Source organism: Mycobacterium sp. E1386 (assembly GCF_001672745.1).
GTDB lineage: Bacteria > Actinomycetota > Actinomycetes > Mycobacteriales > Mycobacteriaceae > Mycobacterium.
On record NZ_LZKH01000081.1, the window covers coordinates 1 to 20,962 of the forward strand.

At 66.5% G+C, this 20,962-nt stretch carries 24 protein-coding genes and 1 pseudogene; 9 read left to right on the forward strand and 16 right to left on the reverse strand.

All coding sequences use genetic code 11. The features are described from left to right. The 7 genes from A5709_RS09085 to A5709_RS09115 form a co-directional block, all read right to left on the reverse strand. Positions 1–635, reverse strand: a 635-nt coding sequence (locus A5709_RS09085) for an acyl-CoA dehydrogenase family protein (RefSeq protein WP_156768001.1), incomplete at its 3' end; no start/stop codon positions are given. 60 nt (positions 636–695) lie between these two features. Beyond that, entirely contained in the window at positions 696–1,793 is a 1,098-nt protein-coding gene (locus A5709_RS09090) for an acyl-CoA dehydrogenase family protein (RefSeq protein WP_068119554.1), read from the reverse strand. Beyond that, positions 1,790–2,224 carry a nuclear transport factor 2 family protein gene (locus A5709_RS09095; protein ID WP_068119556.1) on the reverse strand — a complete coding sequence of 145 codons (435 nt, stop codon included), beginning with the start codon at positions 2,222–2,224 and terminating at the stop codon, positions 1,790–1,792. The genes A5709_RS09090 and A5709_RS09095 overlap by 4 nt, the downstream gene beginning before the upstream one ends. Next, on the reverse strand, positions 2,196–3,440 hold the full coding sequence (locus tag A5709_RS09100; RefSeq protein WP_067945318.1) for an amidohydrolase family protein: 1,245 nt from the start codon (positions 3,438–3,440) through the stop codon (positions 2,196–2,198). The genes A5709_RS09095 and A5709_RS09100 overlap by 29 nt, the downstream gene beginning before the upstream one ends. 3 nt (positions 3,441–3,443) lie before the next feature. Continuing rightward, positions 3,444–3,776 carry a hypothetical protein gene (locus tag A5709_RS09105; RefSeq protein ID WP_068119558.1) on the reverse strand — a complete coding sequence of 111 codons (333 nt, stop codon included), beginning with the start codon at positions 3,774–3,776 and terminating at the stop codon, positions 3,444–3,446. After that, a complete protein-coding gene (locus tag A5709_RS09110; RefSeq protein ID WP_068119563.1) occupies positions 3,751–5,037 on the reverse strand; it encodes an aromatic ring-hydroxylating dioxygenase subunit alpha in 1,287 nt (428 codons plus the stop codon). The genes A5709_RS09105 and A5709_RS09110 overlap by 26 nt, the downstream gene beginning before the upstream one ends. A gap of 16 nt (positions 5,038–5,053) precedes the next feature. Beyond that, entirely contained in the window at positions 5,054–5,587 is a 534-nt protein-coding gene (locus A5709_RS09115) for a carboxymuconolactone decarboxylase family protein (RefSeq protein WP_068009948.1), read from the reverse strand. 425 nt (positions 5,588–6,012) lie between these two features. Between A5709_RS09115 and A5709_RS09120 the strand changes: the two genes are divergently transcribed. The 9 genes and pseudogenes from A5709_RS09120 to A5709_RS09155 all read left to right on the forward strand — a co-directional run bounded on the left by A5709_RS09120 (position 6,013) and on the right by A5709_RS09155 (position 13,071). Continuing rightward, positions 6,013–7,311 carry an amidohydrolase family protein gene (locus A5709_RS09120; RefSeq protein WP_067945310.1) on the forward strand — a complete coding sequence of 433 codons (1,299 nt, stop codon included), beginning with the start codon at positions 6,013–6,015 and terminating at the stop codon, positions 7,309–7,311. Positions 7,312–7,442: 131 nt separating this feature from the next. Continuing rightward, positions 7,443–8,609 carry an acyl-CoA dehydrogenase family protein gene (locus A5709_RS09125; protein WP_068119568.1) on the forward strand — a complete coding sequence of 389 codons (1,167 nt, stop codon included), beginning with the start codon at positions 7,443–7,445 and terminating at the stop codon, positions 8,607–8,609. A gap of 23 nt (positions 8,610–8,632) precedes the next feature. After that, positions 8,633–8,797, forward strand: a pseudogene (locus tag A5709_RS27335) (enoyl-CoA hydratase); the annotation flags it as partial. 4 nt (positions 8,798–8,801) lie between these two features. Further along, complete coding sequence (locus A5709_RS09130) at positions 8,802–9,950, forward strand: thiolase family protein (RefSeq protein ID WP_068119571.1); 1,149 nt, start codon at positions 8,802–8,804, stop codon at positions 9,948–9,950. 120 nt (positions 9,951–10,070) lie between these two features. Further along, entirely contained in the window at positions 10,071–10,664 is a 594-nt protein-coding gene (locus A5709_RS09135) for a TetR/AcrR family transcriptional regulator (protein ID WP_067945302.1), read from the forward strand. A gap of 17 nt (positions 10,665–10,681) precedes the next feature. Beyond that, positions 10,682–11,197 carry a hypothetical protein gene (locus A5709_RS09140; RefSeq protein ID WP_068119572.1) on the forward strand — a complete coding sequence of 172 codons (516 nt, stop codon included), beginning with the start codon at positions 10,682–10,684 and terminating at the stop codon, positions 11,195–11,197. A gap of 123 nt (positions 11,198–11,320) precedes the next feature. After that, positions 11,321–12,592 carry a cytochrome P450 gene (locus A5709_RS09145; RefSeq protein ID WP_068119575.1) on the forward strand — a complete coding sequence of 424 codons (1,272 nt, stop codon included), beginning with the start codon at positions 11,321–11,323 and terminating at the stop codon, positions 12,590–12,592. Continuing rightward, positions 12,589–12,777 (forward strand): ferredoxin, encoded by a 189-nt coding sequence (locus A5709_RS09150; protein WP_068119576.1) that lies wholly within the window; start codon positions 12,589–12,591, stop codon positions 12,775–12,777. The genes A5709_RS09145 and A5709_RS09150 overlap by 4 nt, the downstream gene beginning before the upstream one ends. A 60-nt stretch (positions 12,778–12,837) precedes the next feature. Further along, positions 12,838–13,071, forward strand: a complete 234-nt coding sequence (locus A5709_RS09155; protein ID WP_231986947.1) for a DUF1330 domain-containing protein — start codon at positions 12,838–12,840, stop codon at positions 13,069–13,071. Between the two features lie 3 nt (positions 13,072–13,074). On the opposite strand, the gene A5709_RS09160 is transcribed toward A5709_RS09155, so the two are convergent. The 9 genes from A5709_RS09160 to A5709_RS09200 all read right to left on the reverse strand — a co-directional run bounded on the left by A5709_RS09160 (position 13,075) and on the right by A5709_RS09200 (position 20,958). Next, positions 13,075–13,275 carry a ferredoxin gene (locus tag A5709_RS09160; RefSeq protein ID WP_066957765.1) on the reverse strand — a complete coding sequence of 67 codons (201 nt, stop codon included), beginning with the start codon at positions 13,273–13,275 and terminating at the stop codon, positions 13,075–13,077. 13 nt (positions 13,276–13,288) lie between these two features. Beyond that, positions 13,289–14,494 carry a cytochrome P450 gene (locus tag A5709_RS09165; protein ID WP_068119582.1) on the reverse strand — a complete coding sequence of 402 codons (1,206 nt, stop codon included), beginning with the start codon at positions 14,492–14,494 and terminating at the stop codon, positions 13,289–13,291. Between the two features lie 112 nt (positions 14,495–14,606). Continuing rightward, complete coding sequence (locus A5709_RS09170; RefSeq protein ID WP_082973829.1) at positions 14,607–15,419, reverse strand: NAD(P)-dependent oxidoreductase; 813 nt, start codon at positions 15,417–15,419, stop codon at positions 14,607–14,609. Continuing rightward, positions 15,416–16,231, reverse strand: coding sequence for an NAD(P)-dependent oxidoreductase (locus A5709_RS09175; protein ID WP_068009960.1), 816 nt, complete (start codon positions 16,229–16,231; stop codon positions 15,416–15,418). The genes A5709_RS09170 and A5709_RS09175 overlap by 4 nt, the downstream gene beginning before the upstream one ends. Next, positions 16,231–17,124, reverse strand: coding sequence for an alpha/beta hydrolase (locus A5709_RS09180; RefSeq protein WP_067945284.1), 894 nt, complete (start codon positions 17,122–17,124; stop codon positions 16,231–16,233). The genes A5709_RS09175 and A5709_RS09180 overlap by 1 nt, the downstream gene beginning before the upstream one ends. Beyond that, positions 17,121–18,773 carry an OB-fold domain-containing protein gene (locus A5709_RS09185; protein ID WP_068119588.1) on the reverse strand — a complete coding sequence of 551 codons (1,653 nt, stop codon included), beginning with the start codon at positions 18,771–18,773 and terminating at the stop codon, positions 17,121–17,123. Before A5709_RS09185 ends, A5709_RS09180 begins: the two co-directional genes overlap by 4 nt. Positions 18,774–18,903: 130 nt before the next feature. Further along, positions 18,904–19,224, reverse strand: coding sequence for a hypothetical protein (locus tag A5709_RS09190; RefSeq protein ID WP_067945280.1), 321 nt, complete (start codon positions 19,222–19,224; stop codon positions 18,904–18,906). A 133-nt stretch (positions 19,225–19,357) separates the two neighbouring features. Beyond that, the gene (locus A5709_RS09195; RefSeq protein ID WP_068009970.1) at positions 19,358–19,654 is read right to left on the reverse strand and encodes a ferredoxin; all 297 of its coding nucleotides are present in this window, start codon (positions 19,652–19,654) and stop codon (positions 19,358–19,360) included. Continuing rightward, complete coding sequence (locus A5709_RS09200; protein WP_068119591.1) at positions 19,651–20,958, reverse strand: NADH-ubiquinone oxidoreductase-F iron-sulfur binding region domain-containing protein; 1,308 nt, start codon at positions 20,956–20,958, stop codon at positions 19,651–19,653. Before A5709_RS09200 ends, A5709_RS09195 begins: the two co-directional genes overlap by 4 nt. Between the last annotated feature and the right edge of the window lie 4 nt (positions 20,959–20,962).

Below are 20,962 nucleotides of genomic sequence, written 5' to 3' on the forward strand. Positions count from 1 at the left end.
CGGTGATCACGGGTGACATCGCGCGCAGACGCGTGCAGCGAGGCGAAGCGAACAATCTCCGAATCGCCCTGGCCGGCGGCGGCCTTCGCCAGCAGGGCGGCCAGGCCGTCGTGATCGTGTGCTTGCGCCGCGACGTGCAGCGCCGCCTCGGCGCCCTCGATCGCAACGAGCGTTTCGGCCAGCCGGTGTCGGATCGCCTGGAACGAGCTTATGTGCCGCCCGAACTGGACGCGGTCGAGGGCATGCTGGCGCGCCAGCGCGAGCATGGCCCGGCTGGCGCCGACCAACCACCAACCCAGTGCCCGCCGTCCCGCGTGTAGCGCGGCCGGCGGCAAAGGATCCCCTTGTGGCACACGGTGTATCGGCAGCGACTCGTCAATTGCCGAGTTCGCGCCCGCGTCGCCCCGTTCCCATCTCACCCAGGAGCTACCGGCAAACGGTAGCGGCACCGTGTCGCCCGGCGGTGCGCCGCTCTCGCGTAACACCACGTCGTTGAGCACCGGCGCGTGCGTACCCGTCTCGCCGAGCAGGCGGAACACCAAAGGTGTGGCAATGTCTGGCATTTCGTCCAGCATGTCGCGCCAGCCCAGGTCGGCCAGTGCCGCATCGAGCTTGACCCCCGATGCGGCCGTCATCGTGGTCCGCAGCGAACCTTCGAGCAGTCGCAGCGACTCAGGATCCGTCGGCTCCACGCTTCACTCCTTCCCGAGGCCCAGTAGCCGGCGGGCGATGATGTTGCGCTGGATTTCGGCGGTGCCGCCGTAAATGGTCGCCGCGCGCGAGTACAGGTATTCCGCGCGCCACGGCGTGTCGTCCAGCTCGAGCGCCCCGGGCAGCAGGTCACGGACGGTGTCGTAGAGTCGCTGCTCTGCGCCGGCGAGCAGCACCTTGTCGATGGACGTGTCGGGTCCCAGGCGGGCTCCGTCGCGGAGCCTGTGCTGGGTGTCCCGGGATCGGCAGCGCAGTGTGTGCAGCGCCAGATACGCCGCACCGAGCGAGGATTCGTTCGACTCACCGGCACCGGACGTCTGCGCGATGAGTTCGTCGAAGCGGGAGTACAGATACGCGATGCGCTGCCAGAAGCAGGTGGACCGCTCATAGGGCAGCAGGTCCATGGCGAGTCGCCAGCCGTCGCCCGGCCGCCCGAGCATCCGGCTCCCCGGGATCACCACGTCGTCGTAATAGACCTCGCAGAATTCGTCGACGCCATGCATCGTCCGCAGCGGCCGGATGGTGATGCCCGGGGTGTCGAGGTCGACGAAGAACGCGGTGATCCCGTCGTGTCCGGGCGCGGTGCGGGTGAGCAGGACGCAGCGCGTCGAGAACTGCGCGAAGCTGGTCCAGACCTTCTGCCCGTTGACGATCCAGTCATCGCCTTGCTGCGTCGCCCGGGTGGTCAACGAGGCCAGGTCGCTGCCCGACCCCGGCTCGGAAAAGCCTTGGCACCACTGCTCTTCGCCGCTCAGCAGCCGCGGCACCATCTCCGCGGCCAGCCCGGCCGGGGCGTAATCGATCATCGTCGGCGCGAGCACCTCGAGCATCGAATAGGGTCCGGGTTCCGCGAGGCGGCGACCGACCACTTCCTCGCCGACGATCGCGCGCAGCACCGCGGGACCACCCAACCCGCCGACCTCGGTGGGCCAGCCATAGCGCATCCAATCGGCGTCGTAGAGCGCTCGGCTGACCCGGGCGAACTGCCGCATCTGGCACTGCAGCGAGTGATCGGTCCCGGGCGTCAGATCGTTGTCGTCGAGCCACGCGCGCAGTCCCGCGCGGAACTCCTCGACATTCACGGCGTGGGACGGCCGACCGCGTGCGGGCGCCCGGAGTCGTGCACGCCGCTGCGGCGGATGAACGTCATGGCACGGGTTTTCAGCCGCCACCCGTCGGCGGTGCGGGAGTAGGTGTCGCGGTAGTAGCCGATCCGCATGTCGTGGGTGGCATGGTCGATGAAGCACAGCGGCTGGGTGCCGCTCGCGGCATCGCCGTCAAGGTTCTCGATCAAGGCAGTTCCGGTGAGGAACAACCCCTTTGGCGCGGCGGCCACCAGCTCGGGAAACCGGTCCAACTTATAGGTAGAGCCGAACGCGCTGTAGGTGCCGTCCGGGGTGAAGACGCCGATCAGCCCGTCGATGTCTTCCTGGGTGATGGTCACTGCGTAGCGGGCGAGCAGCTGCTGGATCTCGACCAGGTCGTCAGTTCGGGTTGGCCGATTTGTCGACATAGACCTTGCCGCCTTTCATGACGAAGCTCACCTGCTGGGTAACGGTGATGTCTTCCAAGGGGTTTCCCGGCACCGCGATGATGTCGGCGAGTTGCCCGGCCGCGAGCCGCCCCCGGTCCGTCGAGTTGATCAGCTCGGCCGCGGTCACCGTCGCCGCCCGCAAAACCGCCAACGGCGGCAGCCCCCAATTGACGAGGGTGACCAACTCGTCGGCGTTGCGGCCGTGTGGGATCGCGGGCGCGTCGGTGCCGACCGCGATCTTCACGCCGGCCTGGTAGGCGGCCAGGATGGAGGTCCTCGCCTTCGGGAACATCTCGGCCGCCTTGGCCTGCAGCTCTGGGGGAGCGTGCGAGACGTCCATCGCATCGCCGTCGGCCAGGCGCCGGGTGCTCACCAGGAACGTGCCATGCTCGACCAGCGACGCGATCGCCTCGTCGTCGATCAGAAAGCCATGCTCGATGCAGTCGATGCCGGCCGCAACGGCGTGCTTGACCGCTTCGGCGCCGTGCGTGTGCGCCGCGACGCGCAGCCCACGCCGGTGGGCCTCGTCGACGATCGCGCACAACTCCTCATCCGAATAGTGTTGCGCGCCGGGCGGACCGGTCAGCGACATCACTCCGCCCGAACAGCAGACCTTGATCAGCTCGGCGCCGTGTTTGATCTGGTAGCGCACCGCCTTGCGGATCTCGTCGATGCCGTTGGCGATCCCTTCTTCGACGGTCAGTTCCAGGGCGTGCGGCGCGAACGCCGCGAACATGGTCGGGTCCAAGTGGCCGCCGGTCGGCGTGATGGCATGGCCCGCCGGCACCACCCGCGGACCGTCGATCCAGCCGGCGTCAATGGCCTTGCCCAGCGCGACGTCCAATAGGTAGCCGCCTGTCTTGACGAACAGGCCGAGGTTGCGCACGGTGGTGAATCCGGCGCGCAACGTGCGCCGCGCATTGCCAACCGCGCGCAGCACCCGCGTCGGCGGATCGTCCTGAACCTGGGACAGGCCGGGTTTCTCCCCGCGGCCGCCCATCAGCAGGTTGACCTCCATGTCCATCAGCCCGGGCAGCAGGATCGCCTCGCCGAGGTCGATGACCGAGTCTTCCGGGCCCTCCGGGCCTGAGCCGCCGACACTCGCGATCCGGTCGCCGTCGATCCGGATGACGCCGGGGGAGACGATCTCGCCGGCGTCGATGTCGAGCAGCCCGGCGGCCTTGAGCGTCAACACCGGTTAAATCACCGGTTCCCTGATGCACTCGACCCAGGCCGCGCCGCTGTCAGGCACCCTTGGTTGTTTCCACGCCTCGATGGGGAACGACACCGTGACGAGCGACTGCATCATGTGCATGAGAGCCTTTGCGTCCTCGGGGAGATCGTCCAGCGGGTATTTGTCACAGTAGGCGATCACGTCGTTGAGGCGCGGGAACGCGGCGTCGTAGAACGCCTGCATCTCGGCCATCGTCGAGTTGAGCCGCTTGGCGTAGCGCTCGGGTTCGGTCGCCAGGTCCCAGCCCAAAAACGGTTCCAGGTCGGCGAATTCAGCGGGCAGCAACGACGTGGCCATTGTTCTGATACTCCTTCACGTAGTCGCCGGTCGTCTTGTGCAGATGGCGGATCAAGACTTCCTGATCGCAGAGCAGGAATTCTTTGACGGCCCGGGTGCCGATCATGGTCTGGGTCGCCTCCAGCGTGTTGGCGTCTTGTAGCGCGTACTCCTTGAAGGTTACGGCGGCCAACTCCTGGGCCAGGCGTTCCCGCGCATTGCGCGGCGGGACGAAATACAGGGTGCACTCGAAGATGTGCTTGTCCACGGCGGTGGGCCAGTAGTGGTAGGTCAGGAACCAGCCCGGCTCCCAGATCAACAGCATGAAGTTGGGGTAGAAGAGCCACGAGTCGATGCCCCACTGCGGCACCCGCTTCACGTTGACACCCGGCGGCAGCTCCAGCTTCTCGATGATCTCGGGCTTGTCCCAGGGACCGAACAGACCGCTGCGCAACACCTGGTCCATCGGCTTGACCATGGACATGTCCGGGGGCGGCGCCTGACCGCCCCAGGTCGACTGCAGGTTGTGCGGTCCGCAGAGCTCGTAGTGCAGCGCCTCGTAGCCGTACTTCTGGATCTTGGCGGCTTCTTCCTTGGTGTACTGCCCCTGGTGCAGGATCGGCGCGTGGTAGAACTCGACGAACGCGTCGATGAACAGTTTCCAGTTGCTCCCGACCTCGGCCCGGTAGGAGTAGGTCTCCGTCATCTCGCCGAAGGGGTAGCCCTCGATGCTCTTGGCCAGCGGCCCGAGATAGTCGATCAGGGGCGCCGCGTTGTCGTCGAAGTTGATGAAGATGAAGCCTTCCCACACCTCGCAGCGGACCGGCGCCAGCCCGAATCTGCTTTTGTCGAGGTCGAAGAACTCTTCTTCCTGCTGGACAAAGGTCAGGTCACCGTCGAGGCTGTAGCGCCAGGCGTGATACTTGCAGGTGAACTGCCGACAGGTGCCGGAGGTCTCCTCGTTGGGAAAATCGTTCCACACCAACTTGTTTCCGCGGTGGCGGCAGACGTTGTGATAGGCCTTGACCGATCCGTCCTTGGTCTTGGTGATGATCACCGAGGTGCCCTTGCCCGCCGACGGCAGTTCCCTGGTGAAGTAGCTGCCGGTGCGCGGCAGGCGGTTGACCCGGCCGACGTTGAGCCAGGTCCTCCTGAAGACCGCCTCGCGCTCGGCTTCGAAGAACGCCGGATCGATCGAGTCCGTGTAATCGACCGGCGCGGTCCCCAGTTCGGGATAGTTTTCTGTCCAGCTGCCGGCGGCTGGCTTCGGGAAGTGCGGCAACTTTCTTACTCCTCTGTCAGTGCTGATCGGCGTGTTCGGGCTGTACGCCAAAAGTCTTGAAGGCCATGGCCAGCAGGGCGTAGCAGCCGACCGTGAAGACGAAATCCATGCGCTGCTGGTCGTTGAGGTGCTCGCCGAGCGCGGCCCACGTCTCGTCGGACAACTCGGATTTGTCTTCGAGTTCGTCGACGGCGGTGAGCACCGTTTGGTCGAACGTGTCTAGGTGGCCGACGTCCTCGCCGGCACCGCCCAGCACAGCGGCGATCTGGTCGTCGGTGATTCCCTCGGCCTTGGCCATCCTGACGTGGTGAGACCACTCGTAGGCGCATTCGCGACGATGTGCGACGCGCAGGATGGCCAACTCGCGGACGCGCGCCGGCAGCGTCGACGAGGTCAATAGGTGGACGTTGAACCGCAGAAACGCCTTGGCCAGGGCCGGGTGGTGGGCGAGGGTGCTGAGCGCGTTGTTGGCGGCGGGGTCACGCATTGCCGAGAGTGCCTTGTGGGTCGCCTCGTCCCACTGATCAGCCGGCAGCGGCGGCAACCGCATCCGTGCTCTCCTCTCGCCGTCCTCCCGACCACCTCTCAGCCTAGGAGAATCATATTCTCATTTCCAACCAATAGACTTGCACGGATCGAGCGGCCGGTCAATGCCGGCGGCGGGGCATGGGCAGGGCACGATCGCCGATCCGGTCCGCCGGGATGCCCGACTTCGAGCGGACATGGGGCGGCGGACGGGCTGCGGGGCGGCGCAGGCATTTACCTCAGCGCATGGTCGCCGGGAACCCGGCAATTTAGCGGCCGCGCTCCGCCCCTGGTCAGGCGGCCACCACCGGCCGTGGCCTCCGCTGGATGTTGATTCTCGCTTGGCGAGAAGATAGTTTTCAATTTAGTGATCTTGGCACGGGACAGCTATTCGCCGAGGCTGCGTGGGAGCGGAATCGAACAGACGGATTCGATGGAAGGGCAACGGCCATGAACAAAGAAGACATGATCCTGATCAGCGTTGACGACCACACCGTCGAGCCACCGGACATGTTCAAGAACCACCTGCCGAAGAAGTACCAGGACGACGCGCCGCGGCTGGTGCACAACGCCGACGGCTCGGACATGTGGAAGTTCCGCGACACCGTGATCCCCAACGTCGCGCTCAACGCGGTCGCCGGCCGGCCCAAGGAGGAGTACGGCATCGAGCCGACGGGGCTCGACGAGATCCGGCCGGGTTGTTACAACGTCGACGAGCGCGTCAAGGACATGAACGCCGGCGGCATCCTGGCCTCGATCTGCTTCCCGTCTTTCCCGGGCTTCGCCGGGCGGCTGTTCGCCACCGACGACAACGACTTCTCGATTGCGCTGGTGCAGGCCTACAACGACTGGCACATCGACGAGTGGTGCGGCGCCTACCCCGCGCGCTTCATTCCGATGGCGATCCCGGTGATATGGGATGCCGAGGCGTGTGCCGCCGAGGTGCGTCGAGTGTCGAAGAAGGGCGTGCACGCGCTGACCTTTACCGAAAACCCCGCCGCGATGGGCTATCCCAGCTTCCACGACGAGTACTGGAACCCGCTGTGGAAAGCGTTGGTGGAAACCGACACCGTGATGAACGTGCACATCGGCTCCTCGGGCCGGCTGGCCATCACCGCCCCGGATGCGCCGATGGACGTGATGATCACGCTGCAGCCGATGAACATCGTGCAGGCCGCCGCCGACTTGCTGTGGTCGCGGCCGATCAAGGAGTACCCGGACCTGAAAATCGCGCTCTCCGAGGGTGGAACAGGCTGGATTCCCTACTTCCTGGAGCGCGCGGACCGGACCTATGAGATGCACTCCGCGTGGACGCACCAGAACTTCCAGGGCAAGCTGCCCAGCGAGGTCTTCCGCGACCACTTCCTGACCTGCTTCATCAGCGACAAGGTCGGCGTGGCGCTGCGCAACATGATCGGCATCGACAACATCTGCTGGGAGGCCGACTACCCACACAGCGACTCGATGTGGCCGGGGGCGCCCGAAGAGCTCTGGGATGTGTTGTCCCTCAACAATGTTCCCGACGACGAGATCAACAAGATGACGCACGAGAACGCCATGCGCTGGTACTCGTTCGACCCGTTCACCCACATCTCGCGCGAACAGGCCACGGTCGGCGCGCTGCGCAAGGCCGCCGAGGGCCACGACGTGTCGATCAAGGCGAAGGGCCACGACAAGGACAGCCGGGGCGGCTCGTCCTTCGCGGACTTCGCGGCCAACGCGAAGGCTCTCACCGGCAACACGGACTGAGGCCACCGGCTCGGGCTGGGTGCGCTGCGTCGAGATTGCGGTGGGGGTCGCGATTTTCGACAACCCACGACCACTACGGCAATCTCGCCGTCCGCAACGAATGAGGAGACCCAGCAGTGCCCGGCGCCGGAATGAACTTTGAGCTGACCGACGACCAGGAGCTGATCCGCCGGTCGGTCGCCGAGTTGGCGCGCAAGTTCGACGACCAGTACTGGATGGAGAAGGACCAGGCGCACGAATTTCCGACCGAGTTCTACGACGCCATCGCACAGGGTGGCTGGCTGGGTATGACGATTCCCCCGGAGTACGGCGGCCATGGCCTCGGAATCACCGAAGCCACCATCCTGCTCGAGGAGGTCGCCAAATCCGGCGGCGCCATGAACGCCGCCAGTTCGATCCACTTGTCCATCTTCGGCATGCAACCGGTGGTGGTGCACGGCTCCGACGAACTCAAGGCGCGCACACTGCCCAAGGTCGCGACCGGCGAAGTGCACGTCTGCTTCGGCGTGACCGAACCCGGTGCCGGACTGGACACCTCGCGCATCACCACCTTCGCCAAGCGCGACGGTGATCGCTACATCGTCAACGGTCGGAAGGTGTGGATCTCCAAAGCCATGGAGTCCGACAAGATCCTGCTGCTGACGCGTACCCAGTCATATGAGGAAGTGACTAAGAAGACCGACGGGATGACGTTGTTCATCACCGATCTCGACCGCAGCCGCGTCGACGTCCGCCCCATCCGCAAGATGGGCCGCAACGCCGTCAGCTCCAACGAGTTGTTCATCGACAATCTCGAGGTACCGGTCGAGGACCGAATCGGCGATGAAGGCAAGGGTTTTCAGTACATCCTGGACGGTCTGAATCCGGAGCGGATGCTGATCGCCGCCGAGGCGCTCGGCATCGGCCGGGTGGCGCTGGAAAAGGCGGTGAAATACGGCAACGAACGTGAGGTGTTCGGCCGGCCCATCGGCATGAACCAGGGACTGCAGTTCCCGCTTGCCGACTCGCTGGCACGCCTTGACGCCGCCGAGCTGATGTTGCGCAAGGCAACCTGGTTATACGACAACGGCAAACCCTGTGGGCGCGAGGCGAATACGGCAAAATATCTGTGTGCCGATGCCGGCTTCACCGCCGCGGACCGGGCGTTGCAAACGCACGGCGGCATGGGATACGCCGAGGAGTACCACATCACGCGCTACTTCCGGGAGGCCCGGCTGATGAAGATCGCGCCCGTGAGCCAGGAGATGATTCTCAACTTCCTGGGAGCCAACGTCCTGAAGTTGCCGAGGAGCTATTGACCGCGCCCGGCGAACCCGTGCTCGCCGACAGCACCTTGCGCGATGCGCTGGCCAACGACGCCCGCGCCCAGGTGGGCAATTTCGCGACGGCGGACGCGGCCGCCGCGTATGCCGCTTTCGCGGAGCGGCGGGAGCCGTCGTTTACTGGCCGGTGGGCGCTGTCGAAATCGGAGAAGGAAGCGGAGTAGGGATATGCGGGAAACAGTCATCGTCGAAGCCGTGCGTACAGCGGTGGGAAAGCGCAACGGCGGCCTGTCCGGGATGCACGCCGCCGACCTGTCCGCCGTCGTCCTCAACGAGCTGCTGGAACGCACGGGTGTCGACCCGGAGATCGTCGATGACGTGGTCTGGGGATGTGTGTCCCAGGTGGGGGATCAGTCCAGCAACATCGGCCGCTACGCCGTGCTGGCCGCCGGATGGCCCGAGACCATCCCCGGGACGACCGTCAACCGGGCGTGCGGTTCCAGTCAGCAGGCGCTCGATTTCGCCGTGCAGGCCGTGATGTCCGGCCAGCAGGATGTCGTCGTAGCCGGCGGTGTCGAGGTCATGAGCCGCGTTCCGCTCGGTTCGGCCAGGGCGACCGGCATGCCGTACGGCCCAAAGGTCCTCGCCCGCTACGACGGCTTTTCCTTCAACCAGGGCCTGTCGGCGGAGATGATCGCCAAGAAGTGGGGATTCTCCCGCACCCGGCTCGACGAATACTCCGCCCAGTCCCACGAACGGGCCGCCGCGGCCCAGGACGCCGGCGCGTTCACCGACCAGATCGTGCCGGTGTTCACCGAGGACGAAACGGTCGTCGCCGCCGATGAAGGGATCCGGCGGGGGACCACGGTCGAGAAACTCGGCGGACTCAAACCGGCCTTCACCGAAGACGGGGTGATCCACGCCGGCAATTCCTCGCAGATTTCCGACGGCGCGGCCGCGCTGCTGGTGACGACGGCGGAGATGGCGGTCGAGTTGGGGCTGACCCCGCTGGTTCGCTACCTGGCCGGGGCGGTGACCGGGGCGGACCCTGTCCTGATGCTCACCGGGCCCATCCCGGCGACCGAGAAGGTGCTGAAGAAGGCCGGCATACCCCTCCCGGAGGTGGGCGCGTTCGAGGTGAACGAGGCCTTCGCGCCGGTGCCGCTGGCATGGCTCACCGAAACGGGGGCGGACCCCGGGCGGGTCAACCCGCTCGGCGGTGCCATCGCCCTGGGCCACCCGCTGGGCGCTTCCGGTGCGGTGTTGATGACGCGAATGGCCCACCACATGCGCGACAACGGGATTCGGTACGGGCTGCAGACCATGTGCGAGGGCGGCGGCACCGCCAACGCCACCCTGGTCGAGCTCGTGCGGTAGTCCGCGGCACGGCCGCGGGCGAAACAGGCACCCCCGCGTGACGCTTGTCACAGCGGCCAAACTAACCTACTGTGTGTTCACTAGGTTGGTTCATGCCCGCCGATCGGCCAAAGGAGTCCGGTGCCCGACGCACGGCGATACGACACGTTGCTCGCCAAAGGCGAGGACCGCAAGCAGCGGATACTCGACGTCGCGCAACGGCTGCTCACCCACAATGGCTGGCGCAGCACCACCCTCGCCCAGATCGCCGGCGAGGCCGGGGTCACCCCCGCAGGGTTGCTGCATCACTTCGAGTCCAAAGAGCAACTGCTGCACGCCGTCCTCGACGCGCGTGATCTCGACGACGACCTCCATGCCGACCGGACCGGGGACCTCTTCGCCCAGATCGCCCAGGTCGCCGACCGGTTCAATCGGGCCCCGGAACTCGTCGGAACGTTCACCGTGCTGCTGGTCGAAAACATCCTTCCCGACGCTCCGCTGCACGACCGGATGCTGGCCAGGCATCGCGCCGCGACCGACATCGTCGCCGACCTGATCCGCCGCGGGCAGGCGGATGGCCGGTACCGCACGGACATAGACCCCGCCGTCAAGGCAGTGGAAATACTCGCCTTCGTCCACGGAATGGAAACCACATGGTTGCTCGATCCATCGATACCGCTAACCGAGGTGTTCAAGCAGTACGCCGAGACTCTGGCGCGGGACTTCGCTCCTTAGAAGAGCGGCGCGAAGACATGAGATACCGGCTCGACGTGGTCGCCGCCACCGTCGTCGACGTGGTGCGGTTCGCCGGCGGCTGGCTTTTCGATCGGGCGATGGCCGGGTGGGACGTCACCGTGCTCCTGGCGGACTTGGCCGATAACGCCGACGACCGGCCGCTGCAGATCCTTGGCGCCCGGGTGGTCGACCTCGAAGGCGCGTTGGCGTCGGTGCAATCTCGTCCTCGTCCGCAGGCCCTGGCGGCGGCGGCGGACTTGTTCGGCTGCGACCCTCGGGTGCGGCAAGGGGTGTTGCAGGCCCTTGATCACGGCGTCACCGAGGTCACCCTGTGGGGCGAGAGCTGGCCCGCGGAGCTCGACGACAGCGTCGGCCTGGTGCAGCACCGCCTGAGCATGGCCGCCCACACCTTCAAAGCCCAGGCCCTGGCCGCGGCCGCGGTGCCGCACGGCTCGATCGGCCGGGTGGAGACCTTCCGCAGCGGGCTGCTGGCCTGGCCATCCGTCGCCGCCGATCTGGTCCCCGCCAGCTAACGCCGCGCCCTCACACCGTCGGCGACGGCCGACCCCTCGTTGACGGCCAACCACGCCGTGTGGAAATGTAATACTCATCTGCGAGAGGCATATTCTCACTAGCCGAGATTCAAGGAGCGGGAGATGGCGAACGAATTCTCCGAGTTGGACTTCTTTCGCGGCAGCGAGCTCATCGAAGACCCGTACCCCTATTACGAGGCGCTGCGCCGGCAGTGCCCCGTCACGCGGGAGACCCATCACAACGTCACCATGATCACCGGTTGGGACGAGGCGTGCTCGGTCCTCAACGACGCCGAGACGTGGTCCTCATGCATCTCCGTCACCGGTCCGTTTCCTGGTTTTCCGGTACCGCTGGAAGGCGACGACATCACCGACCTGATCGACAAACACCGCGACGAATTGCCGTTCAGCGATCAGCTGCCGACCCTCGACCCTCCGACCCACACCAACCACCGCTCGCTGCTCATGCGGTTGATCACCCCGAAGCGCCTCAAGGAGAACGAGGACGCCATGTGGGTGCTCGCCGACCAGGTACTCGACACGTTCCTGGCGCCCGGCCGAGGCGACTGGATCAAGGGCTTCGCCGGCCCGTTCACCTTGCTGGTCATCGCCGATCTGCTCGGCGTGCCCGAGGAGGATCGCGACAAGTTCGTCAAGGGCATCCGCGACCACTCGGGTGGCGGCGTCGGGGGCACCAAGGGCTCGCTGGCGCACAGCCCGCTGGAATTCCTCTACGGTCTTTTCTCCGATTACGTCATCGACCGCCGGCGCGAGCCCCGCGACGATGTGCTGACCGGCCTGGCCACTGCCACCTACCCGGACGGCTCGACCCCTGACGTGGAAGACGTGGCGCGGGTGGCCAGCAATGTCTTTTCGGCGGGCCAGGAGACCACCGTGCGGCTGCTGGGTGCGGCGTTGCAGACGCTGGGGGAGCGGCCCGACATCCAGGCGCAGTTGCGCAAGGACCGCAGCCTGATCCCCAACTTCATCGAAGAGTCGTTGCGCCACGAGAGCCCGGTCAAGGGCGACTTCCGATTGAATCGGGTGCCCGCCAACGTCGGTGGCGTCGACCTGCCCGCGGGAACCACCGTCATGGTTGTCCAAGCGGCCGCCAACCGTGACCCCCGCCGGTTCGACGACCCCGCCACTTTCGACCCGGCCCGCAAGAACGCCCGCCAGCACATCTCGTTCGGGCGCGGTATCCACAGCTGCCCCGGCGCGCCGCTGGCGCGCGCCGAGACCCGGGTGGCGATCGAGCGCCTGCTCGACCGGACGTCGGACATCAGAATCAACGAGGACGTGCACGGCCCGGCGAACGCCCGCCGCTACCAATACGTTCCGACGTACATCCTGCGCGGCCTGACAGAGCTGCACCTGGAGTTCACACCGGCATGAAAGTCACAGTCGACGACCAGCGCTGTCGCGGCCACGGCGTCTGCACGACGCTGTGCCCGCAGGTATTCAGCCTCACTGACGACGGATACGCGGAGGCGATACCGTCCGACGTCCCAACGGAATTCGAGGCCGCAACGCAAGAGGCCATCGAGTGCTGTCCCGAACAGGCCATCAGCACAATCTAAGGAGATTCAGTGGCGAAAGGGTACGTCATCCTCACGGAGGCCATCAAGGATCCCGAGGGCATGAAGGCCTATGCCCAGGCGGCAGGTTCGGCGATGGCGGGTGCCACCATTCTCGCGGTGGACACCGCCCCCAAAGTGGTCGAAGGCGACTGGCACGGCGACCAGACCGTCGTGCTGGAATTCGAATCGGTCGATGCGGCCCGCGCGTGGTACGAGTCCGAGGCTTATCAGAAGGCGGCGAAACTGCGGCAGGCCGCGGCCGACTGCAACGCCGTCATCATCGCCGGTTTCTGATCGCTACTCGCCCACGATCGAGATGGCCTGGCGGGGGCACTGACGCACGGCCTCGCGCACATCCGCCTCGTTCTCCGGGGTGACCTCCTCCTGTAAGACGGTCAACATGTCGTCGTCGCCGAGGAGAAAGATCTCCGGATTGATGCCCATGCAGACACCGTTGCTCTCGCAGAGCCCCCAATCGACTTCGATCTTCTTCGTCACGGCAACAACCCCCTTACCGAAGCACCTTGACGGGCACGTTCTTCCAGCCCGCGACGTTTTGCATGTTCACCCGTTTGCACCCCGCCCAGTCCACCTCATAGCGGGGCATGAAGTCGAGGAGCCGCTCCAGCGCGATCCTGCTTTCCAGGCGGGCCAGCGCGGCGCCGAGGCAGCTGTGGATTCCGTACCCGAGACCGAGATGCTGCGCCTCGGTCTGGTCACGCTCGATGTCGAACGTGTCGGCGTCGGTGAAGGCCTCCGGATCGCGGTTCGCCGCTGCGCCGCAGAGGAACACCGGCTTGCCCGCGGGAATCACGCCACCGCTGACGTGCGCCTCTTTAAGGGTGTAGCGGACGTTGTATTGCACCGGACCCTCGTAGCGCAGTAGTTCTTCCACCGCCCCCGGGATCTTGTCGCGGTCATCCTGCAGCTTTTGCCATTGGTCGGGATGACGGGCGAAGATCACCGCCGCGTTGCCCATCAGTTTGGTGACGGTCTCGGCGCCCGCGCCGCCCAGAAGGGTTGCGAACCCGCAGATCTCGATGTCGTCGAGCTTGCGCAGCTGGCCGTCGGGGCCCGGGATCTCGGCCGCGATCAGCCGGCTGATCATGTCGTCCTGTGGTTCCTGGCGCCGCTCCTGAACCAGGCTGAAGTAGTACATCGCCGCATCGATGTTGGCCTGCATGCCCGCTTCGCTGACCTCGATCTGGCCCGGTTCGTGGGACAGGCTGGTGTCGATCCAGTGGCGCACCTGCTGGCGGTATTCCTCCGGCACTCCGGCCATTCGGGTGATGACTTCCACCGGGAACGGCCCGGAGAAGTCCTGCACGACGTCGAAGTTGTCGGGGTCGGCGGTGCCCAGATACTTGTCGATCACTTCGATGATCGTCTCGCGCTGCGACTGGATCGCCCGCGGGGTGAACGCCTTGTTGAGCAGGCTGCGCATGTGCCGGTGCTCGGGCGGGTCCATGAAGATGATCGATTTGTTCTCGGCGGGTACGCCCTTGCGCACCATCGCCAGGTCGCAACCGCGCGCCGAGGAATAGGTCTCGAAGTCCTTGAACGCGGCCGCGACGTCCTCGTGCCGGGTCAGCGCGTAGAAGTCCTCTTTTTCGTCGTAGTACAGCGGCGCTTCCTCGCGCATCCGTCGATAAGTGTCGAACGGGTTTTTGAAGTAGTCCTCGGAGTACGGATCGAAGACGACCTTCGGTTTTGTCACTGAATCCTCCTCAGCGGCGAGGGCGGGCTGAACCCGTTACAGCGGAGTCGTTCACTGTAACGGTAACGGTAATACCTTCGTGACGAACCGGGAAGACCGAAACGCGGGCATCTCAAACCCTCCTGGCGGGTGCAGTCTCAGATTCGGGGGCTTTGATGACGCCGTCCAGGGCACCCAGATCGGCGCCGAGCTCTTCGCTGATGCCACGGACCAGGGAAACGTCTTTGTCGACGAATTCGCCGGCAATCTCCATGAACGACGCGACGGAACCGCTCGCCGCCACCAGGCTCAGGACGCGGCTGCCCGCGCTGCCGTGCGCGAGCGCGGCCAGCAGCGTCGACTCCGGCACGCCAAGCCGCTCGCCCAGCCCGATCGATTCCGCGAGCAGCCCGATATGCCCCGCGAACAAGGCGTTGTTGACCAGCTTCACCTTTTGCCCGGTTCCGGTGGGCCCGACGTGCAAGACGGGGTCGCCGTAGCAGCTCAGCAGTGGCCGTACCCGCCTCACCGCTTCGTCGGTGCCACCGACGAAGAGGGTGAGCCGGCCGGCGGCGATGTCGTGCGGACCCCCGCTGACCGCTGCATCGATGACATCGACGCCGTCGGCGCGAGCGGCCACGGCGTCGATTGTCTTCGGACTGGCGGTGGTGTGCACCACCAGCGCCGCACCCGGCTGCATGGCGGAGAGCAACCCGCCGTCCAGGCATACCTCCCGCACCTGTTCGTCACTGAACACGCTGAGCACCACGACATCGGCGCGCGCCCCTGCCCCGGCCGCGTCGTGGACCGCGCGGGCGCCGAGCTGCTCGAGATCGCTCCGCTTGTCCGCGGTCCGGCCCACGGCCCAGACGTCGTGCCCCGCGGCTATCAGGCGGGTCACCATAGGGCGGCCCATCCGCCCCGCGCCGATGAAACCGACTCTCACCGCGGATGGCCCATGAGGATCAAGGCGGCGTCGGCCGCATCGAGCACGGCACCGCCGTCTGCCCCGGCCCGGCCGGCCAAGTCGACCACCAGGCGGACATCCTTTTGCAGCAGCGTGCCCGCGACGCCGGCGAGCCGGTCCAGGCCGCCGATGCCGCCAAGGGCGTTGAGCGCAAAGCTGTTTCCGCTGCTGCGGGACACGACCTCGGTGAGGCGGTCCGGGTCGACCCCGAGGGCACGGGCCAGTGACAGCGCGGTGGCCGCGGTGGCCAGGTGGGCGGTGAAAAGCAGATTGTTGAGCAGCTTGGTGGTCTGACCCGAACCCAGCTCACCGAGGTGGACGATGGGGTCGGCGTACGTCGCGAAGACGGGACGGCAACGCTCGACCACGTCGGCGTCACCGCCGGCCATCACCAGCAGCCGTCCTTCGGCGGCCGCCGGGCCGCCACCGCTCACCGGCGCATCGATCACCGAAATACCCTTGGCAGCAGCGGCATTCGCGAGCTCGCGGCAAGTGTTGGGATGCACGGTACTGTGCACGGCGATCACGCCACCCGGCTCCATCGCCGCCAACAGCCCGCCCTCGCCGCGGGTGATCTCGTCGATGTCGGCGTCGCCCACGACGCAAAGGCAGACCAGGTCACTGGCCGCGGCGAGCTCGACCGGTGACCCGGCGACCTTGGCCGGGGTGTCGGCGAACGGCTCGAGGGTTGCGGGTCGGCGCGCCCACAGCGTGGTGTCGTAGCCGCCCTCGACGATCCGTCGCGCCATGGGGCCGCCCTGACTGCCCAGCCCGATGAATCCGACTCTCATCAACCGGCCTCCAAATCGGATTCCGTCTCCGTTGAACGCCCGGCCACGCACTCATGGACGAACTCCACGACCGTCGCGTGGTAGTCGGGCGCAGTGTGGCCGAGACTGATGTTGTGCCCGGCGCCGGATTGTCGATGCACGGCGAATCGCGGCGCGGCGGAAAACAGGCCGGTAATCTCCGTGACCGCTGAATCATCAGCCTGCCAAACCTTTTCGTGTTCGGCGATGCTGAAATGCACCGGGACGCGCACGGCCGGCGCGAGGGCGGGGAAGGTTTGTCGCGCCCAGTCCGACACCATTTGATCCTCATAGGCGGGCGCCGACGGGGAAACCGTCGCGCCGCCGAGGACCTCGGGCGGGTACAGCTCTTCGGGGCTCCACAGCAGGTCGCGCATGCCCGCGGGACGGCGTTCGCGGGTCGCCGTTTTGAGTATTTCCCGGGCCGCCGGGTGATAGCGCCGGCCCGTGCCCGCCAATTCGATGCCGAGCAGATCGGCGCCGCGCTCGTCGGCCGCCATCCGCATCGTCAACTCACACCCGCCCGAATGCCCCAGCACGAACAAGCCTGCGCCACGGGGTCGTTCGCCGAGAATCCGATCGACCGCACCGTAAGCGAGGTTGACGCGCTGCTCTCCCTGTTCCATCGCCTCGGGATACGGTGCCGAGCTACCGTAGCCCGGCCGGTCCAGGGCCACCACGGTGAATCCCGCTGCCGCACCGGTCCGTAACAGCGAGTACGACGGATGGCCCGGGCAATCGAAATAGATCGCGGTGGTGCCCCCGCCGTGGATGGCCACGATGACGGCCTTGGGATCGGGGGATTCGGCGGTCAGCGCCGACATCGGCACCCCGTCGACGATCACCAGCCTCGGCTTGGGCGCGGGCAGGTTCATGAGTCCGCCCGCAACAGCAGCACGCCGCTGGGTGTGAGGCCACCGCTGCTGACCACGCCAACCCGGGCGCCGGCGACCTGGCGGTCGCCGGCCTCCCCTCGCAGTTGGCTGACGGCCTCGTGGACCAGGCCCATGCCATGGGTGCGGCCGTGAGAAAGCTGGCCGCCGTGCGTGTTGAGCGGCAGCTGGCCGTCGCGGGCGATGTTCTTGCCGCCGTCGAGGAAGTCTTTGGCCTCGCCGATCCCGCAGAACCCCAACGCCTCGATCCAAGACAGGCAGTTCATGGTGAAGCCGTCGTAGAGCTCGGCGACGTCGACGTCGGCCGGCCGCAGTGCGGTGCGGGTCCATACGTGCGCGGCCTGTCCCAGCACCTGCGGCTCATGGGTCAAAGTGCTTTGGTCCCAGTCGATTCGCTCGACGATCTGCGTACCCACCGCCTCCACCAGCACCGGTCGCTTGGCGAGGTCGCGGGCGGCGTCGATGGCGGAGACGATCACCGCTATCGCGCCGTCACACGGTACGTCGCAGTCGTAGAGACCGAAGGGCGTGGTGATCGGTCGGGCGTTCAGATAGTCGTCCATCGTCATCGGCGACCGGTAGATGGCGGTCGGGTTCAGCTCGGCGTTGGCCCGCTGGTTCAACGCGATCCAGCCAAGGGTCTCCTTGGTGGTGCCGTAACGGTGAAAGTGCCGCTGCGCGTTCATGGCCAGCGTGTGGGCCGCCGACATGGCGCCGAACGGCATCTGCCAGCCCGACATCCGGCCACCCGACGGGCGGATCTTGCCCTGCTTCATCAGTTCGCCGTTGGTGGCCTCCCAAAGTGTGCGGAAGCACAGCACGTGACGCGCCAGACCGCCGGCGACCGCAAGCATCGCCGCGATCAACGATCCCCCTGGGCCGAACGTCTCCATGGCGCCGTTGTGCCATGTCGGCCGAATGCCGAGTGCCGCTTCGAGAGCGGTGACGCCGCCCTCCCCGAATCCGCCGACATTGATCGCGCCGGGGTAGGTGGACAGTCCGTCGATGTCCGCGTACGTCAGGCCGGCGTCGGCCATCGCCGCTTCGCAGGCTTGCACCGTCAGCGCCAGCGGCAGCTGCATCAATCGGCGTCCGATCGGCGACATGCCGATCCCGGTGAGCGCGACCTTGTCTTCGAACTTCTCGGCGGTCAGCATCGGCCGGACGTGTTCGCCGAACCGTTCGGGCGCGATTTCGTCGTCCGGCAAGGAGGCGCGTTGAGAGTTCGCGGCCGGTCGAAACAGCGGAAACCACACATCCTCGGCCTGCTCGAAGACGACCTCCACCTGTTGGCCGAGCTCGAGCTGATCGGGTTCGCACTCCACGATGTTGGTGGTCAGTCGCACGCGGGGGTCCTCGGCAATTGCGACCTGGGCGACCACGTAGGGCGCCGGCAGGCCGGGCAGACTGAACCTCTCATTGATGGTGAAGCCGGCCAGCGTCCCCTTGCCGGAGACCACCCGCACGCCCATGTCGCGGGATCGGCAATACCGGCACACCGGTGCGGGCGGATGGATCAGCGACTGGCAACCATTGCAGTTCTGCAGGCGCAGGTTCCCGTCGGCGCCCGAGGTCCAGAAGAACTCGTTGTCTTGAGTGATCAGGGGCAGCGGGCGTCCCGGTGCAGACACGTCACCTCCGCGAGTCGAACGGTCCCCGGATGCAGTCTGGTAGGCCCGTTATACGAATCGGAGAATTACGTTATCACCCGCGGGCAAGGTCGATCGAGATGGTGACCGTCGAGCGCGCCTGCCTGACCCGTCAGAGCGGCACCCAGACGCCGCCCACGTAAATGCCCCACTGGTGAAAGCCGACACTCCACATCGGGGCCTCCGACGTCCACCATGGCTGCGGGGGAGGCGGCGGCACATCCTGCCCGGCGAATGACGGCGCGTATGCCGGCGGGGACACGTACCACGCCGGCGCCGCCGGTGGCGGTTTGCACTCGAAGGTCGCCGGATTGAACGACATGTTGTGATCGCACTGCGCCGAGCTGATTCCCGGAGTCGCTATCGCCGCGACCGCCATCGCCATGAAGCCGACCGCGACGACGGCGGTCAGACGAAGGACAAACCATCTCATGGTGGGCCTCCAGTGGGGCCGTCCTGACCTTGGCGGGTCTCAGCTTATTCCCTTGAAACCGCCATGACCAGGCAAGCAACGCGATACCGAATTTACCCTCGTGACGTCCGGCTCTGTGAAAAGCGCGACGGGGTCAACGGGTGAAGCCCCACTCCGCCTCGTTCTCTTCGGTTTTGAGGCGCTCGGCCGGATCGTCCGCATCGGCGAGGGGAGGGTGTGCGGAAGGCGAGGTGCGCTCACCGATCTCGGCGATGGCGTGCACCGGGCAGTCCATCAGGGCGCGCATGACGGCGTCACGGTCCGCCTCCGCCACGGTGCCATCACCGATCAGGGACGCGTAGCCCCAGTCATCGAGCGAGAAGTATCCGGGCGCGTATTTGGCGCAGATGCCGAAGCCGTCGCAGACGGTGCGGTCCAAGCGGATTTTCATGCGAGCCTCATAGCTTCCGCCTCGTAGGGACGGTCTGCGCGGAAAGGCCCGCGGGCGCAGCCTTGGCACGTGCCCTCGAGATGTGCGCTGACTTCGTCCGGGAACTGACTGAGCAGGCTGGCGGCCATGTTGGTGGCGGCGTCCAGCATTGCGCACGCGCCGCGCCCGCGCAGCAGCACCGACCAGCGACGCAACCGGTTGACGTCTTCGGTCGTCGCCGCTCCATCGCGCAGCGCCCCGGCAGCGGCGGCCATCGCCGCCGTCCCGTTGAAGCACGAGCCGCACTGCCCTGCGTTTTCGCGGTCGAAGTAGGCCAGCACCGACGCGGCGACCGCGACCGGGCAATCGTCGGTGAGCACCGCGATGGCGCCGGCCCCCAACCCGCTGCCGAGCCGCCGCATCGTCTCGTGGTCCAAAGTTGTTTCGAGCACGGCACGGTTGAGCAGGCCGGCGAAATAGCCGCCCATCAACGCCCCGCGGACCTGGTCAGGTGAAACGCCGTGCAGGGCAAGCATTTCGGTGAACGGCAAGCCCTGCGGAAGTTCGTAGAGCACGGCCGGACGGTCCGCCCCGGTAATGGTGGCCAGGAAGGTGCCCGGGGACAGCGACGTGCCCTGCGAGCGGAACGCCGCCGAGCCGTGGCATTGCAGGAAAGGCAGGTTGGCCAGGGTCTCGACATTGCTCACCAGTGTCGGGCGATCATCGACGCCGGATTCGAATGGGCGTGGCGGCTTGTCCGTCGGCTTGGCCGGGCCGCCGTTGATCGCGCGGACGGCGGCGGTTTCCTCCCCGGCCACGTATCCGGGCCGCACCGTCAGCATGCCGACCGTGATGCCGCCGAGTGCGTCGGAATCTAGTTCGCCGAGCGCGGTTTCGACGCTGTGGGCCGATTCCTGGTCGGACACGTAGACGTATGCGCGGTCGGTGCTCACGATCGCGGCGCCCAGCCTCAGCCCGTCCAGGATGAGGTGGGGGCGGTTGCGCAGCAGCCAGCGGTCCTTGATCGAAGCCGGTTCGCCCTCTTCGCCATTGGCGACGACGACGGCGCCGCCGGCAATGCGCCCGTTGTCGCGCACCGTGCGCAATTTGATCGCGAGCGGGAAGGCCGCACCACCGCGGCCGACCAGCCCGCTGGCCTCGACCTCGCTCAGCAATGCATCGGCGTCGGCAAGGGGACGATACCCACCGACCCTTCGATACGCCGTGAAGTCCTCGCGGGTTTGGCCGGCTCGTTCGAAGAGCAGCCGGGGTTCCACACCGGGGAACGTCACGGTGGTGATCGTGGTGGATGGGGCGGTGTTCACGGCT